The 15,649-nt window shown below is 37.5% G+C and carries 14 protein-coding genes and 1 pseudogene; 11 read left to right on the plus strand and 4 right to left on the minus strand.

The window, feature by feature from the left end; genetic code table 11:
* The first annotated feature begins 1,095 nt into the window (after window positions 1-1,095).
* The 9 genes from MNY66_RS11820 (at window position 1,096) to MNY66_RS11860 (ending at window position 10,230) form a co-directional block, all read left to right on the plus strand.
* Window positions 1,096-2,853: a lipase family alpha/beta hydrolase gene (locus tag MNY66_RS11820; protein ID WP_241500932.1), complete on the plus strand. Its 1,758-nt coding sequence runs from the start codon at window positions 1,096-1,098 to the stop codon at window positions 2,851-2,853.
* Complete coding sequence (locus tag MNY66_RS11825) at window positions 2,853-3,920, plus strand: T6SS immunity protein Tli4 family protein (RefSeq protein ID WP_241500933.1); 1,068 nt, start codon at window positions 2,853-2,855, stop codon at window positions 3,918-3,920. Before MNY66_RS11820 ends, MNY66_RS11825 begins: the two co-directional genes overlap by 1 nt.
* A gap of 169 nt (window positions 3,921-4,089) precedes the next feature.
* Complete coding sequence (locus tag MNY66_RS11830; protein WP_241500934.1) at window positions 4,090-5,157, plus strand: T6SS immunity protein Tli4 family protein; 1,068 nt, start codon at window positions 4,090-4,092, stop codon at window positions 5,155-5,157.
* Window positions 5,158-5,457: 300 nt separating this feature from the next.
* Window positions 5,458-6,525: a T6SS immunity protein Tli4 family protein gene (locus tag MNY66_RS11835; RefSeq protein ID WP_241500935.1), complete on the plus strand. Its 1,068-nt coding sequence runs from the start codon at window positions 5,458-5,460 to the stop codon at window positions 6,523-6,525.
* A 300-nt stretch (window positions 6,526-6,825) separates the two neighbouring features.
* Window positions 6,826-7,890 carry a T6SS immunity protein Tli4 family protein gene (locus MNY66_RS11840; protein WP_241500936.1) on the plus strand — a complete coding sequence of 355 codons (1,065 nt, stop codon included), beginning with the start codon at window positions 6,826-6,828 and terminating at the stop codon, window positions 7,888-7,890.
* Window positions 7,891-8,190: 300 nt separating this feature from the next.
* On the plus strand, window positions 8,191-9,258 hold the full coding sequence (locus MNY66_RS11845; RefSeq protein ID WP_241500937.1) for a T6SS immunity protein Tli4 family protein: 1,068 nt from the start codon (window positions 8,191-8,193) through the stop codon (window positions 9,256-9,258).
* Between the two features lie 56 nt (window positions 9,259-9,314).
* Window positions 9,315-9,410 carry a T6SS immunity protein Tli4 family protein gene (locus tag MNY66_RS11850; protein WP_241500938.1) on the plus strand — a complete coding sequence of 32 codons (96 nt, stop codon included), beginning with the start codon at window positions 9,315-9,317 and terminating at the stop codon, window positions 9,408-9,410.
* 41 nt (window positions 9,411-9,451) lie between these two features.
* Complete coding sequence (locus tag MNY66_RS11855) at window positions 9,452-9,742, plus strand: hypothetical protein (RefSeq protein ID WP_241500939.1); 291 nt, start codon at window positions 9,452-9,454, stop codon at window positions 9,740-9,742.
* Complete coding sequence (locus tag MNY66_RS11860; RefSeq protein WP_241500940.1) at window positions 9,739-10,230, plus strand: DUF6392 family protein; 492 nt, start codon at window positions 9,739-9,741, stop codon at window positions 10,228-10,230. The genes MNY66_RS11855 and MNY66_RS11860 overlap by 4 nt, the downstream gene beginning before the upstream one ends.
* A gap of 48 nt (window positions 10,231-10,278) precedes the next feature.
* On the opposite strand, the gene MNY66_RS11865 is transcribed toward MNY66_RS11860, so the two are convergent.
* Window positions 10,279-11,409, minus strand: coding sequence for an RNA-guided endonuclease InsQ/TnpB family protein (locus MNY66_RS11865; RefSeq protein WP_241500941.1), 1,131 nt, complete (start codon window positions 11,407-11,409; stop codon window positions 10,279-10,281).
* 223 nt (window positions 11,410-11,632) lie between these two features.
* Here MNY66_RS11865 and MNY66_RS11870 point away from each other — a divergent pair.
* A pseudogene (locus MNY66_RS11870) lies at window positions 11,633-11,782 on the plus strand (DUF6392 family protein); the annotation flags it as partial.
* A gap of 235 nt (window positions 11,783-12,017) precedes the next feature.
* On the plus strand, window positions 12,018-12,314 hold the full coding sequence (locus MNY66_RS11875) for a hypothetical protein (RefSeq protein ID WP_241500942.1): 297 nt from the start codon (window positions 12,018-12,020) through the stop codon (window positions 12,312-12,314).
* Window positions 12,315-12,735: 421 nt separating this feature from the next.
* Here the strand turns inward: MNY66_RS11875 and MNY66_RS11880 are convergent, their stop codons facing one another.
* The 3 genes from MNY66_RS11880 to MNY66_RS11890 are packed head-to-tail and all read right to left on the minus strand — an operon-like array spanning window position 12,736 to window position 15,558.
* Window positions 12,736-13,851, minus strand: coding sequence for a T6SS immunity protein Tli4 family protein (locus MNY66_RS11880; RefSeq protein ID WP_418298703.1), 1,116 nt, complete (start codon window positions 13,849-13,851; stop codon window positions 12,736-12,738).
* Complete coding sequence (locus MNY66_RS11885) at window positions 13,832-15,097, minus strand: lipase family alpha/beta hydrolase (RefSeq protein WP_241500944.1); 1,266 nt, start codon at window positions 15,095-15,097, stop codon at window positions 13,832-13,834. The genes MNY66_RS11880 and MNY66_RS11885 overlap by 20 nt, the downstream gene beginning before the upstream one ends.
* 14 nt (window positions 15,098-15,111) lie before the next feature.
* Window positions 15,112-15,558 (minus strand): hypothetical protein, encoded by a 447-nt coding sequence (locus MNY66_RS11890; RefSeq protein ID WP_241500945.1) that lies wholly within the window; start codon window positions 15,556-15,558, stop codon window positions 15,112-15,114.
* Window positions 15,559-15,649: the final 91 nt, after the last annotated feature.

Below are 15,649 nucleotides of genomic sequence, written 5' to 3' on the forward strand. Positions count from 1 at the left end.
GCTCGTGAGAGGGGTTTTTAACTCGATGATTTTATAGGATTTTATTTTATTTTGATTCGCCTCGTTTCGCCTCGATCCACCTCGTTTCGCCTCGTTTCGCCTCGTTTTATTTGGCTTTATCGTGATTTTTTGTCAATAATGCGTGGATCAGCGAAAAAATCGCGGAGGTTACCCCCCAAATGATCGCCAAACCATCAATAAATCATCCAACAACACCACTAATCAAGCTCAATGATGCGCAATTGCTCGCGATCTGTGCCCGATCACGACTGAATGTGTCCTAATCTCAGCCAAAACAGTCTGGCGCCAAACATTTCACGAAGCATGAGAAGCATAAATAGTTCGGCGCGAAGCATAAATAGTTCGGTGCGAAGCATAAATAGTCTAACTACTGGCAAGAGGCGCTGAACGCGTTATATTTATCCCGCGATTATCAGATGTGCCTGATAAAAAAGTGACTAAAACCCGCCGGTTAAATATAAGACATCATTAATTCCGCTTAAGAACGCGCGCTTGATGCCAGATAATAAGGTATTTGATAAAGATTTTCCGATGTTAATATTTTTAATTTTATATCTTATAATTTTATATCTTAGATTGCAGTGAGTGGCAGTATTAGGGTTTATTTTGCTGAGCTTTAACGTTCTGACAGGCCGTTGAATGAAAAAGATATTATTTCACAATATTCTGGCTAAGAGTATTTTATTTAATATCCATATAAAGAACAGTTAAAAATAAAATGGCTCATATTTTAACAACTCAAGTTTATTCTATTGCATGCATCTATTACATCTATTACATCTATTGCTTCTATTGCATCTATTACTTCTATTGCATTAATGATTATTGGGTTAATGAATACAGATATGCTTGCAAATAAAAAAAGGATTTTAAAAATTGGCCCAGATTCTATTGACTGGGTGTAATCATCAATAAAACACACCATCCGCTCCCTGTCTATTTTCTGGCGGTTCCCCAGAGCATTTACTGTTTTTGATATAATTGGTCTTATAGCAAATTTTTTTATTATTTAAGTGTTATCTCATCAAATCTAGGTTATATTTCAATCCATAACCAAAATTCAAAGGATATATGATGGATCAGGATGAACAAATAGAAAATATCCAACACCGTTTTTGTGAGTTTGACGAGAAGAAACGCGTTGCGTGGGAGTGTACAACGGAACATAAATCACGGAACGCCAAAGCCCATCTTTATCCCCCTGCAACCAAAGTGGTTCCTGTTATTTTTTTACCCGGCATTATGGGGTCTAACTTAAAACATAAAGATTCGGGAGAATCTGTCTGGCGTATTCGTAGTAATCTGGCATTAAAATTATGGGATGCGCTAGGTTGGGGCTTGACCGGAGGAAAACGTCGCCGTGAACTATTAAACCCTAACGCGGTTGTGACGGATTTTGACCAAAAGGTGAGTAATAGTGATAACGAGTCGACTTATTTTGCTAATTCTCGTCAAAAACGGGGTTGGGGTAGCGCATTGGAATTCTCTTATGCTGAGCCTTTAGAACAATTACAAAAAGAGTTGTTAATATGGGAAGATTATTATAACCAAGCAAGAAAGGATGGTATTGGCTCTGCGGCTGCCGCAACGGAATATTTTGAAGGTAATGGTAAGGGTTCTAAATCTATTTTCCAGCATATTTTAGGCAAAAAACTTTCAGATGATGATAAAAACCCCCTTTCTATTAAAGAAACAACTCATTACCGCAGTCTGTTGCTTCCACTTCATGTCTTTGGCTATAACTGGCTACAAGATAATGCTCAGTCTGCGCAAGAACTCGCAAATTACATCGATAATGTGTTAATGATGTATAACACCAATGAAAATGGAGGGGTTGGCCATGGACTGGCGTTTGAAGAAGGACATGAAAAAGTCATTCTAGTGACCCATTCAATGGGCGGATTGGTTTCACGCTATGCTTCTGAATTATTAGATACCCCCTACAAAGATAAAATTCTCGGGATCGTGCATGGTGTGATGCCCGATTTAGGCTCGCCGACCGCCTATAAAATGATGAAAATTGGAGAACATTCATTCCCGATGTCACTTGTTTTAGGCGCTAGTGCCACACGCTTGATGTCAGTCTTGGCTCAATCACCCGCCCCCATGCAGCTTTTGCCTTCTCCCAAATATAATAATGGACAGCCGTGGCTACGGATTGAAAAAGGCAGTCCGGATGGCGTAACAGATTTGTTATTGCCTCAAAATGGTGACCCGTTCGAAGAAATCTATCTTAAAGATGATGTGTGGTGGCGAATGTATGAGTCAGACATTCTTGATAAAAACGATGCTACTAGCAAAAAAAATTTCATTAACTATAAAAATATAATTGAACGGAAAGTCGCTCCTTTTATTCAAAAAATGGACAATAAGTATCATACGAATACTTACCAGTTTTACGGAGCATATTTTGATGATGATGATCCAAAAGACTCTCGCCGCTCAGATGAAACTGTAACGTGGAAATTAAGGGATAAAACCTCGTGGTTATGGCTCTCCGATGATAGCAGAGCCACTGAAATGTATGGCGAGAAGCGTGAGTATACGTTACTCAAATCCAGTGATAAATGGAAAAGTACGCCAACAATGGATTATGAGGGCGGGCGCGGTGACGGTACAGTTCCTAAATATTCCATAAATTTAGATAGAAAAGAACTGTTTAAAGAAATTTTAGAAATGAACGTTGACCATCAGAACGCTTATCAGTTTGTCCCATTAAAAGGGGATGCCGAGTTTGAAACGTACAAAAAAACAAAAGATGTGTCTCCTGCTATAAAATTCACCTTGCGCTCCTTGTGTCGCATATTGCAGACGGATGAAGTGAAACCCTGATGAAAAATAAATTTATCGGTTTTTTAGGCCTGGTTTTATTAGCAGCTTTAGCGGCGTGCTCTGTACCGAATAAAACCTATTCAACTTCGCTTAATGACAAGGATTCTGCTGTGATTAATACCCTGTTTGATGATGCACCCACCTACTGTTTAGGTCGTTATACCTTTAATTATCCCAAAGCGTTAACCCAAGAACTTTCCTCGGTTATCACCATTGATGATATGACCATTGAAAGTCAGTTTATTTATCCACCTGCGTTTAAACAACGCATCGAATTGCGTGAAGAAGAGTTAAAAAATAAAAGAGTTATCGATTCATCTGATGCCCCTTTTTTAAAGGAAGTAATTAAGTTAGATAATGGAGTTATATTCGATAGTAACGAAAACTCTACAACACCAGATTTTGGTCGGATTTTAGAAGGTCATGTTTATATTGATAATGTGGCTTTTATTATCAAAACTGAAATAAGGGATGTATCTAATCCTAAATATAAAAACATGCAGATAAGGGATCAAAAATACAGTATCCCTATTACCGACAAACCGCAAAAACTAGCCGCCATGCAGTCGTTGATTTCTCGCTTACACGGTCGTCCAAAAAATGAAATTCCAACTGAAAAAGGGATGTGTATTCCTTACGGGTTTATTCACGATGATGGACAAGAACATAAATTTAAATTGTCCATGCTTTTTAAAAATAGTCAATTTGCGTGGGCAATTGTGATGGATAATTTGTTGGGGAGTGAAGATGACAGTCTGCTTGAGCGCTCCTCAGAGGTTAAACCAATTATGCGCCAGTTAGGTGCATCGACGTTAAAAAAAGGCACAGTCCACTACAATAATCTTGCCGGCGAAGAATGGCTAATTTCCGGGGTCGAAGACGGTGATAAAAAATACCGTTTCCAATACAATGCCAATGAAAAAAATGTCACCTATCTACAGCCTTTAGTGCTGATTTTACTGCATAACTCAGGAATATTGACGGTAAAAGATTATACCGACGAACAGATGGTTGAAATCTGGGATCGGGTTTTGCAGTCTTTTAAAGTTAGACCAAACGCGTACTAAACTTAATCAGCGCAATGATCGGGTTATTATTGCGCTGATTTTCTATAAAGATGCTAATGGGAAATAAAAAAAGTACCCTCATATATGGAGAAACTGAATTATCACCGGCGATAAAATTCACCTTGCGCTCCTTGTGTCGTATCTTGCAATCGGATGAAGTGAAACCCTGATGAAAAATAAATTTATCGGTTTTTTAGGCCTGGTTTTATTAGCAGCTTTAGCAGCGTGCTCTGTACCGAATAAAACCTATTCAACTTCGCTTAATGACAAGGATTCTGCCGTGATTAACACCCTATTTGATGATGCACCCACCTACTGTTTAGGTCGTTATACCTTTAATTATCCCAAAGCGTTAACCCAAGAACTTTCATCGGTCATCACTATCGATGATATGACCATTGAAAGTCAATTTCTTTATCCCCCTGCATTTAAACAACGCATTGAGCTGCGTGAAGAAGAGTTAAAAAATAAAAGAGTTATCGATTCATCTGATGCCCCTTTTTTAAAGGAAGTAATTAAGTTAGATAATGGAGTTATATTCGATAGTAACGAAAACTCTACAACACCAGATTTTGGTCGGATTTTAGAAGGTCATGTTTATATTGATAATGTTGCCTTCATTATCAAAACTGAAATAAGGGATGTATCTAATCCTAAATATAAAAACATGCAGATAAGGGATCAAAAATACAGTATCCCTATTACTGACAAACCTCAAAAACTAGCCGCCATGCAGTCGTTGATTTCTCGCTTACACGGTCGCCCAAAAAATGAAATTCCAACTGAAAAAGGGATGTGTATTCCTTACGGGTTTATTCACGATGATGGACAAGAACATAAATTTAAATTGTCCATGCTTTTTAAAAATAGTCAATTTGCGTGGGCAATTGTGATGGATAATTTGTTGGGGAGTGAAGATGACAGTCTGCTTGAGCGCTCCTCAGAGGTTAAACCAATTATGCGCCAGTTAGGTGCATCGACGTTAAAAAAAGGCACAGTCCACTACAATAATCTTGCCGGCGAAGAATGGCTAATTTCCGGGGTCGAAGACGGTGATAAAAAATACCGTTTCCAATACAATGCCAATGAAAAAAATGTCACCTATCTACAGCCTTTAGTGCTGATTTTACTGCATAACTCAGGAATATTGACGGTAAAAGATTATACCGACGAACAGATGGTTGAAATCTGGGATCGGGTTTTGCAGTCTTTTAAAGTTAGACCAAACGCGTACTAAACTTAATCAGCGCAATGATCGGGTTATTATTGCGCTGATTTTCTATAAAGATGCTAATGGGAAATAAAAAAACAACATACAGTGATACTCAAATAGTCGAGATTTGGGATCGGATAGATAATCATGTTTTATCGCTATAATTTAATATAAGGTGAAGTATTGTGTCTGTTTTTATTCGGAATTGCTCTCGTTCTGCATCAACAGTACCCTCATATATGGAGAAACTGAATTATCACCGGCGATAAAATTCACCTTGCGCTCCTTGTGTCGTATCTTGCAATCGGATGAAGTGAAACCCTGATGAAAAATAAATTTATCGGTTTTTTAGGCCTGGTTTTATTAGCAGCTTTAGCGGCGTGCTCTGTACCGAATAAAACCTATTCAACTTCGCTTAATGACAAGGATTCTGCTGTGATTAATACCCTGTTTGATGATGCACCCACCTACTGTTTAGGTCGTTATACCTTTAATTATCCCAAAGCGTTAACCCAAGAACTTTCCTCCATTGTCAAAATTGATGATATGACCATTGAAAGTCAATTTATTTATCCTCCTTCGTTTAAACAACGCATTGAATTACGTGAAGAAGAGTTGAAAAAACATCGTGTAAGTGATGACTCGGATGGACCATTTTTGAAAGAGATAATTAGAATAAATGATGGGGTTATCTTTGACAGAAATGAAAGCTATGCTTATCCAGATGCAGCTAGAGAATTAGAGGCGCATATTTATATTGATAATGTTGCTTTTATCATCACTTCAAAATATAACGATATTACTAAAGATAAATATAAAAATAGGCAAGAAAGATACAAGAAAAACAATAGATTATTTATAGATAGAGCACCAAAACTAGCCGCCATGCAGTTGTTAATTTCTCGCTTACACGGTCGTCCAAAAAATGAAATTCCAACTGAAAAAGGGATGTGTATTCCTTACGGGTTTATTCGGGATGATGGACAAGAACATAAATTTAAATTGTCCATGCTTTTTAAAAATAGTCAATTTGCGTGGGCAATTGTGATGGATAATTTGTTGGGGAGTGAAGATGACAGTCTGCTTGAGCGCTCCTCAGAGGTTAAACCAATTATGCGCCAGTTAGGTGCATCGACGTTAAAAAAAGGCACCGTCCACTACAATAATCTTGCCGGCGAAGAATGGCTAATTTCCGGGGTCGAAGACGGTGATAAAAAATACCGTTTCCAATACAATGCCAATGAAAAAAATGTCACCTATCTACAGCCTTTAGTGCTGATTTTACTGCATAACTCAGGAATATTGACGGTAAAAGATTATACCGACGAACAGATGGTTGAAATCTGGGATCGCGTTTTGCAGTCTTTTAAAGTTAGACCAAACGCGTACTAAACTTAATCAGCGCAATGATCGGGTTATTATTGCGCTGATTTTCTATAAAGATGCTAATGGGAAATAAAAAAACAACATACAGTGATACTCAAATAGTCGAGATTTGGGATCGGATAGATAATCATGTTTTATCGCTATAATTTAATATAAGGTGAAGTATTGTGTCTGTTTTTATTCGGAATTGCTCTCGTTCTGCATCAACAGTACCCTCATATATGGAGAAACTGAATTATCACCGGCGATAAAATTCACCTTACGTTCCTTATGTCGCATATTGCAGACGGATGAAGTGAAACCCTGATGAAAAATAAATTTATCGGTTTTTTAGGCCTGGTTTTATTAGCAGCTTTAGCGGCGTGCTCTGTACCGAATAAAACCTATTCAACTTCGCTTAATGACAAGGATTCTGCCGTGATTAACACCCTATTTGATGATGCACCCACCTATTGTTTAGGTCGTTATACCTTTAATTATCCCAAAGCGTTAACCCAAGAACTTTCCTCGGTTATCACCATTGATGATATGACCATTGAAAGTCAATTTATTTATCCTCCCTCATTTAAACAACGCATCGAATTACGTGAAGATGAATTAAAAAAACAAAGTGTAAGTGAGGAGCGGGATGGACCATTCTTGAAAGATATTATCCGATTGGAAATGGGCATTATTTTTGATAAAAATGAAAGTTATGCTTATCCAGGATTTGCCAGAGAGCTAGAAGCGCATGTTTATATTGATAATGTGGCTTTTATTATCAAAACTAAATTCCATGATCTTACATCAGATAAGTATGCTAAAGAAAAATCATATTTTTCGGATGATTATCCTATTACCGACAAACCTCAAAAACTAGCCGCCATGCAGTCACTGATTTCTCGTTTGCATGGTCGCCCAAAAAATGAAATTCCAACTGAAAAAGGGATGTGTATTCCTTACGGGTTTATTCGGGATGATGGACAAGAACATAAATTTAAATTGTCCATGCTTTTTAAAAATAGTCAATTTGCGTGGGCAATTGTGATGGATAATTTGTTGGGGAGTGAAGATGACAGTCTGCTTGAGCGCTCCTCAGAGGTTAAACCAATTATGCGCCAGTTAGGTGCATCGACGTTAAAAAAAGGCACCGTCCACTACAATAATCTTGCCGGCGAAGAATGGCTAATTTCCGGGGTCGAAGACGGTGATAAAAAATACCGTTTCCAATACAATGCCAATGAAAAAAATGTCACCTATCTACAGCCTTTAGTACTGATTTTACTGCATAACTCAGGAATATTGACAGTAAAAGATTATACCGACGAACAGATGGTTGAAATCTGGGATCGCGTATTGCAGTCCTTTAAGATTAGACCAAACGCGTACTAAACTTAATCAGCGCAATGATCGGGTTATTATTGCGCTGATTTTCTATAAAGATGCTAATGGGAAATAAAAAAACAACATACAGTGATACTCAAATAGTCGAGATTTGGGATCGGATAGATAATCATGTTTTATCGCTATAATTTAATATAAGGTGAAGTATTGTGTCTGTTTTTATTCGGAATTGCTCTCGTTCTGCATCAACAGTACCCTCATATATGGAGAAACTGAATTATCACCGGCGATAAAATTCACCTTGCGCTCCTTGTGTCGTATCTTGCAATCGGATGAAGTGAAACCCTGATGAAAAATAAATTTATCGGTTTTTTAGGCCTGGTTTTATTAGCAGCTTTAGCGGCGTGCTCTGTACCGAATAAAACCTATTCAACTTCGCTTAATGACAAGGATTCTGCTGTGATTAATACCCTGTTTGATGATGCACCCACCTACTGTTTAGGTCGTTATACCTTTAATTATCCCAAAGCGTTAACCCAAGAACTTTCCTCCATTGTCAAAATTGATGATATGACCATTGAAAGTCAATTTATTTATCCTCCTTCGTTTAAACAACGCATTGAATTACGTGAAGAAGAGTTGAAAAAACATCGTGTAAGTGATGACTCGGATGGACCATTTTTGAAAGAGATAATTAGAATAAATGATGGGGTTATCTTTGACAGAAATGAAAGCTATGCTTATCCAGATGCAGCTAGAGAATTAGAGGCGCATATTTATATTGATAATGTTGCTTTTATCATCACTTCAAAATATAACGATATTACTAAAGATAAATATAAAAATAGGCAAGAAAGATACAAGAAAAACAATAGATTATTTATAGATAGAGCACCAAAACTAGCCGCCATGCAGTCGTTGATTTCTCGCTTACACGGTCGTCCAAAGAATGAAATTCCAACTGAAAAAGGGATGTGTATTCCTTACGGGTTTATTCGGGATGATGGACAAGAACATAAATTTAAATTGTCCATGCTTTTTAAAAATAGTCAATTTGCGTGGGCAATTGTGATGGATAACTTGTTGGGGAGTGAAGATGACAGTTTGCTCGAACGCTCCTCAGAGGTTAAACCAATTATGCGCCAGTTAGGTGCATCGACGTTAAAAAAAGGCACAGTCCACTACAATAATCTTGCCGGCGAAGAATGGCTAATTTCCGGGGTCGAAGACGGTGATAAAAAATACCGTTTCCAATACAATGCCAATGAAAAAAATGTCACCTATCTACAGCCTTTAGTACTAATTTTACTGCATAACTCAGGAATATTGACGGTAAAAGATTATACCGACGAACAGATGGTTGAAATCTGGGATCGCGTTTTGCAGTCTTTTAAAGTTAGACCAAACGCGTACTAAACTTAATTAGCGCAATGATCGGGTTATTATTGCGCTGATTTTCTATAAAGATGCTAATGGGAAATAAAAAAACAACATACAGTGATACTCAAATAGTCGAGATTTGGGATCGGATTATCAGTTCATTTCGTTACAAACCGAATACGTTTTAATTCACATCTCATTATGGTTGTTTTTATTCGGAGACGCTGGGATGCCAGAAAATAATTACATTGGAAGTGCAACAAGTCGAACAAATATCCGAACGTCAACAACGACGGTTTATGTCAACGTGCCGAAGTTACGATTTTTTATGGAACCCAGAGCATTGTCTTTAGCTCCCGCGCAATCTATTCCAGTTTCTTCGTCCACCATCGCAATACCCAAGCCAGCCCCCTCAATTTATCCCAAAGATACCTTCGGCATTTTATCTCAGGTTATTTACTTAGATGAAAAATTAGAAAAAATTCATGAACTAAATGAAGCAAAAGGATTATACCAATGAGTGTGAATATTGAAGCGTTAGTGCAGCGTTTAGGGGATACCTATAATGAGCTTTATAACGATGGGCTGATCCCTTATAAAACCAAGCCTCAAGGGAATTCGGGGGATGATGTTGTCACGTTAGATATGAAAAAAGAGTCTGTTTTTTTATCTTTTGATAACCCGTCGAAAAGGTTAAGAGAAATCACGATAACGGTTATTCCGGATGATATGCGAAATGGTTGGAAGTTTCCGAATGAAATCCCCTTTGGGTTAGAACAAGTGATGACAGAACAGTGGTTATATCAACATTTAGGTTCACCTATTAGAAATGCACCTGAACAAATAATTATGGGAATTAGTTTTGGGAAAACATCTGTTTTTGTTCTGAAATCCCCTGTTTTAGATAGAGAAGTTGCCGTTTCAATGCTCTTTGGATATAAAAAAGTGAATATTAAAAGTGTTACTTTTTTGACTCTTGAGCAACTAAATCATGAATGGAAACATTGACTGCTCCCCTCCCTAAAGGAAGGGGATTCCCAATTCACAGAGTCTAACCTAGGCCGCGTGATGCGATTTAGGAGTTACAAACTCTCCAAGGGCTAACACCGCTAGACCAGCGGCTTTGATGTTTTTTGCAGCGTTAATATCACGGTCATGCTCAGTATTGCACTCAGGGCATACCCAAGACCGTGTATTTAACGCCAGTTTAGACAGTGTATAACCGCAACAATGGCAACGCTTTGAAGATGGGAAGAACTGCTCTATAGCAACTAAGGAACGTCCAGACCATTCAGCCTTATATTCAAGTTGGCGCACAAATTCACTCCAACTAGCGTCTGCTATCGCTTTAGATAATTTAGGGTTGCGGATCATGTTTTTCACTTTCAGAGATTCAACGCAGACAACTTGGTTTTCGTTAATCAGTCTACGGGATAACTTGTGCAAGTTATCCATGCGGCAATCGGCTATTTTTGCGTGGAGTTTTGCAACTTTTAGTTTTGCTTTAGCGCGATTACTTGAGCCTTTTTTCTTTTTGCTCAATCGCCGCTGTAGCAAGGCTAAACGTTTTGCATATTTTGCAGTGTGGCGGGGATTGCCTGTTTTAAATCCAGTGTCAGTGACAAACAAATCTTTTAAACCTACATCAATGCCAACTGTTTTTGCTGAAATAGGCAGTGATTTAGGTTCAAACTCGCAAAGGCACGATGCAAAGTATCTCCCTGCCGAGTCTTTGGAAATAGTGATACTTGACGGCGTGGAGGGCAATTCACGACTCCAACGAATATCTAACGGCTCTTTGCTTTTAGCCATGTATAGCTTACTGTCGCGGTACTTGAAAGCCGTACTCATGAAGGTCGCTGATTGCCTATGGTGCTTACTTTTGAAGGTTGGGTATTTGGTGCGACCAGCAAAGAAGTTAGCAAAAGCTGATTGTTGGTGACGCAGAGCTTGTTGCAATGGAACCGAACTAACGTCATTAAGCCATGAAAAATCAGTATTTTCTTTCATTGCGGTGAGTTTTGAACTGGCTTGCATATAGCCGATTTTTTCTTGACGGTCGTAGTAAGCATCGGTACGCCAGCGCAGGATTGAGTTATAGACGAAACGCACACAGCCGAACGTCTGAGCTAAAAGCTCAGCCTGTTCAGATGTTGGGTAAAGCCGATATTTATATGCGCGCTTCATTCTTACATTCTCACAGTATATTGTGTAAAATACTGGCATTATTTACAGATAAAGTCAACTGCACGCCTTATATCCCCGACCTAAAAGGACGGGGTTTTACGGCGCTCACTGATAAAATTCCGAATGCCCCAATGTGGTACTAGGGGGTCAGTTTGGATATCGAAAATTATTGTACGGCAAGCCTGTTTTTTGAACAGGCTGCCTGTAACGGTCGGGTATACCAATGAGTGTGAATATTGAAGCGTTAGTGCAGCGTTTAGGGGATACCTATGATGAACTTTATAATGATGGGTTGATCCCTTATAAAACTAAGCCTCAAGGGAATTCGGGGGATGATGTTGTCACGTTAGATATGAAAAAAGAGTCTGTTTTTTCGTTGGAAAAAATTTTATTTCTTACAAAAGGCAGATCAGAAACGATTTTAGCTTTTACATAGCAAACAAAACAACACGCTATTTTATGGTGATAAACACAGTCCTCAAAAAGATGATCCTAGTTATAACAAGGTACAGCATATCATTGCAGGATTATGGCTCGGCTCAAATTACACCTACCCCGTAAGTGTCATTACGGCACGGTCAGTTGAAAAAATAGATACATACAAAGCAGTGTACGGTGAATTAACAGGAACAAGGCAACAACATCATATCGGCTTTGATTGGTATGACTATGCGTTTACAGTCGCTGGTTCTGCGTTAGGTCACCTGCTTAAAAATGTCGATGATGACCGTTGCTTAAAAGCGTTAATAAAGTTTGCAACCGGACAAGTAAGGTTTGATTTTTTCTATACACCACCAAAATTGGATTATTTAGGCATGGATAAAATCGACCCTATATTTCCTGTATCAAGTGGTAATTCTGAAAAAATAGATAACTCCCTCGATGAAATATTCAAAAACTTTTAATGACTTAATAAAGGTGAGTATATTTATTTTAATATGCTTTGCTTTTCATCATTTTTTTCCGAGATTATTTATATCTCTCAGCTATTAACGATAAGCCATTTATCCTCATAAAAGTATGGGATGATAATGCTCTATCAATAGGAGGAGTTAAGTATGATGATAACAAAGAAACAATTATACTAAGACAAAAAACTATAACCCCGCATAATACATAATAAATGGTATTTAAAAAATAAAAGAAAATTAAGCGCTGAAGAATTAAATTGCTTAAATTATAGTTTTTTCTCTACAGCGATAATTAATGAGAATGTTGATATTATTGGTGATAACAATAACAAGATTATTTATATAAATTAGGTTCTAACAAGACCCATTATGTTAAATCAGAGCGATAACAACAGGATTATCGCTCTAGCGTGACTTAAAACGCATTAGGTTTATAACGCAGAGAACCAACAATCCGATCCCAAATTTCAACCATTTCAGCATCACTGTACGTTGTTTCTTTATCATTGTTAAATAAAGTTATGCTTAAAAATGGTTTAGCAAAAGAGGATGTACCTTGATTTACCTTCAAAAGAAAAGAATAATAAGGAAAGCCTGATTCTTCTTTATTTTCTTCGTTATAAACTTTTTGTCTTCCATACATTAGCCATTCTTGAGCGGGAACGCCATTGGGTTTTATTTCACCTTTTTTAAACGTGTGCATATTATTTAACGCCATCGCTTTTTTTATTTCAAAAGATTTATTCAATAATATTTCATCTTGAGGCGTCTCATGATGATCCATGTTTATGGCTAAACTAAAATCACTATTTCCATATAGAAAATAGATATCTTCTTTTTGTTTATTATTATCATCTAAAATAAAACCATTTGGAATGCAAACTCCTTTTTCTGTGGGAACGACATGATCTAACCGCCCACTTAATCGAGCTATTAAAGATTGCATAGACGCAAGTTTAGTAGGTCGAGTATTTGTTTCTATTTCACTAAAACCAGATATTTCAATATACGATTTTTTTTCATCTGCATATTTTGGTGCTGACAAATCTAAGATATTTGTTGTGATAATAAAAGCAATGTGATTGTCATATACATGGGCTTCTAATGTTCTATAAGCGTCATCTTTTCCTGATCTATTACTATCGAAAATAACGCCTTTTCCATCTGGCAATTGTATAACCTCCTTCAGTACAGGTGTATTTTCTTTACTCGTTGTTCTTTCTATTAACTCCTTTTCTCGTAACTCAATTCGTTGCCGAAATGCAGGAGGATAAATAAATTTGCTCTCAATTTTAAAATCATCAATAAATATCTTATCCTGCAATTGGTTATTAAATGATGCAGGAACATCAATAAGATAACGACCAATACATTGAGGTTTCACTTTATCAAACAGAGTTTCTATCACAATCTTTTCCTTGTCACTTAACGGAGCGGGAGCAACTTCACGAATGAGCCATAAAAATGAAATTATGAGCATAACCAAAATTATCATGAACCATGCTTGTAATTTAGTTAGCCGCACTGGCATCAACCTCTTGTACTATTTTAATAATCGACCTTAATGTGAATTTAATGGCATCACTAAATTCAGAATAAGCCGTATCTTCTAATGCATAAGCATTTTGGTGATCAACATTTGTCGCCAAGACACTTTTAATGGATGTGTGCATTTTTATTCTATTGAGTGACTCAATGGGAACGGTGCTATCACCTTTGCCTGACGACGAAACTAAATCATAAACATTATCGTCATCTATTTTGTAATAATAATGCGGAACATCGCCTGTAGGAATAACATACATTTTACCATCTGATTGTTTTTCAAATCGAACATTTTTAACGGCAGGTAAACGTCGCAATGCATCCTCACTCAGTTGTATTTCTCGTTTATATGAAACACGACTCCATGATAGATAATTATCGGATTCTTTTTCATTACCATAAAATACGTACGTATTAGGGTGATAAAAACCTTTTTCTTGATGTAACATGAATTTTTTAACTTCACCTTTCATCAATCCTGTATATTCAACCCAGTTGCTCCTAACCTTCGCATTATCGGAATCAATAATGTCAGATTGATACAATTTCCACCACACATCATTACGTAAGTAAATTTCGTCAAAAGGGTCTACTTTAGGATATTCACTCTCACCATCAATTTTTAACCATCCTGATGGGTATGACGGATACGGCAGTAATTGTAATGGCGCTGGCGCTCTTGCTAAAACAGGCATTAATTTTTCTGCGTTTCCTCCTAAAACTTGCCCTGGAATATCTTCTTTACCCGCTCCGGTTTTCATTCGGCGATAAGCTGCTGGAGACCCTAAATCAGGGATAACCCCGTGAACAACCCCTAAAACCTTATCTTGGCAGCCTTTAAATGTAGACTCTTCTGGAGGATTCATTGCGTAACGAGCGACTAACCCCCCCATAGAATGCGTGACTAAAATGACTTTTTCTACTGCTAAACCATATCCATGCTTATTTTTGTAGATATCTAAAACATCATCAATATATTTAGTCAGTTCTTCAGCGGATATAGCATTATCCTTCAACCAATTATAGCCAAAAACATGAACAGAAAAGAGGAAGCGTTTAAAGTGTGTTAGCTCAGGATCGGTTAGCGGAGAGTCATGAGTATCCCCTAATTTTCGGCTAACTAAGTTAGCTAATACACCTGAACGTTTGAATTGTTTTAGTTTAGCGTCAGAATACATACGATAAACATCAGTCTGCCAATCATCCAACAACGCATATTGAAAAAATTCCAAGAATCTTCCATAACTTAGATATAACGCTTCACCCCAATGCCTCTCGTGTCTAGTAGGGAGTAGTTTTCCATTATCAGGGAAGAGAGAATGAACTCGAGAGAATGAACTCGAGAGCTAATACTTGTTTTCCTGTTTTCAACAGTAGTAGTATCCGGGTTTAAAGTTTTTCTACGTTCATGACCGTCTTTAGGGACAAACCAAAGGGTATCAGCCCCCATAATCGATTCCGCTTTCCAAGAATCTTCACCAACATCACTTTTAAGATTTGTCCCCATAACACCAGGAATAAAAATCACAGGGATTACCTTGATTGGGGGTACGATACATTTAGCTTGGGCATTGAGAGATTTGTGTTGAAGCTGTAGGTCATTCCAACTGCATTTCCCTTTTTCATCCCATTGAGGTAAGTGATAGGAAACATATTGGCATTCACCGGTATCGGGAGAGTCTTTTTCTGACATGACGCTAATCCTTTTGAGTTATCCTTAAGGCAAATAGAATAGCGTAATTTAATTTAGGTGTCTGTTGGTTAAATCCGTTTTTCGCTTCCCA

The organism is Moellerella wisconsensis, from assembly GCF_022592395.1.
Classification (GTDB): domain Bacteria; phylum Pseudomonadota; class Gammaproteobacteria; order Enterobacterales; family Enterobacteriaceae; genus Moellerella; species Moellerella wisconsensis.

Excerpts from the sequence above, each read along its gene's own strand:
- MNY66_RS11820 (WP_241500932.1), top strand. The coding sequence starts at position 1,096 with ATGGATCAGGATGAACAAATAGAAAATATCCAACACCGTTTTTGTGAG.
- MNY66_RS11825 (WP_241500933.1), top strand. The coding sequence starts at position 2,853 with ATGAAAAATAAATTTATCGGTTTTTTAGGCCTGGTTTTATTAGCAGCT.
- MNY66_RS11830 (WP_241500934.1), top strand. The coding sequence starts at position 4,090 with ATGAAAAATAAATTTATCGGTTTTTTAGGCCTGGTTTTATTAGCAGCT.
- MNY66_RS11835 (WP_241500935.1), top strand. The coding sequence starts at position 5,458 with ATGAAAAATAAATTTATCGGTTTTTTAGGCCTGGTTTTATTAGCAGCT.
- MNY66_RS11840 (WP_241500936.1), top strand. The coding sequence starts at position 6,826 with ATGAAAAATAAATTTATCGGTTTTTTAGGCCTGGTTTTATTAGCAGCT.
- MNY66_RS11845 (WP_241500937.1), top strand. The coding sequence starts at position 8,191 with ATGAAAAATAAATTTATCGGTTTTTTAGGCCTGGTTTTATTAGCAGCT.
- MNY66_RS11850 (WP_241500938.1), top strand. The coding sequence starts at position 9,315 with ATGGGAAATAAAAAAACAACATACAGTGATACTCAAATAGTCGAGATT.
- MNY66_RS11855 (WP_241500939.1), top strand. The coding sequence starts at position 9,452 with ATGCCAGAAAATAATTACATTGGAAGTGCAACAAGTCGAACAAATATC.
- MNY66_RS11860 (WP_241500940.1), top strand. The coding sequence starts at position 9,739 with ATGAGTGTGAATATTGAAGCGTTAGTGCAGCGTTTAGGGGATACCTAT.
- MNY66_RS11865 (WP_241500941.1), bottom strand. The coding sequence starts at position 11,409 with ATGAAGCGCGCATATAAATATCGGCTTTACCCAACATCTGAACAGGCT.
- MNY66_RS11880 (WP_418298703.1), bottom strand. The coding sequence starts at position 13,851 with ATGCCAGTGCGGCTAACTAAATTACAAGCATGGTTCATGATAATTTTG.
- MNY66_RS11890 (WP_241500945.1), bottom strand. The coding sequence starts at position 15,558 with ATGTCAGAAAAAGACTCTCCCGATACCGGTGAATGCCAATATGTTTCC.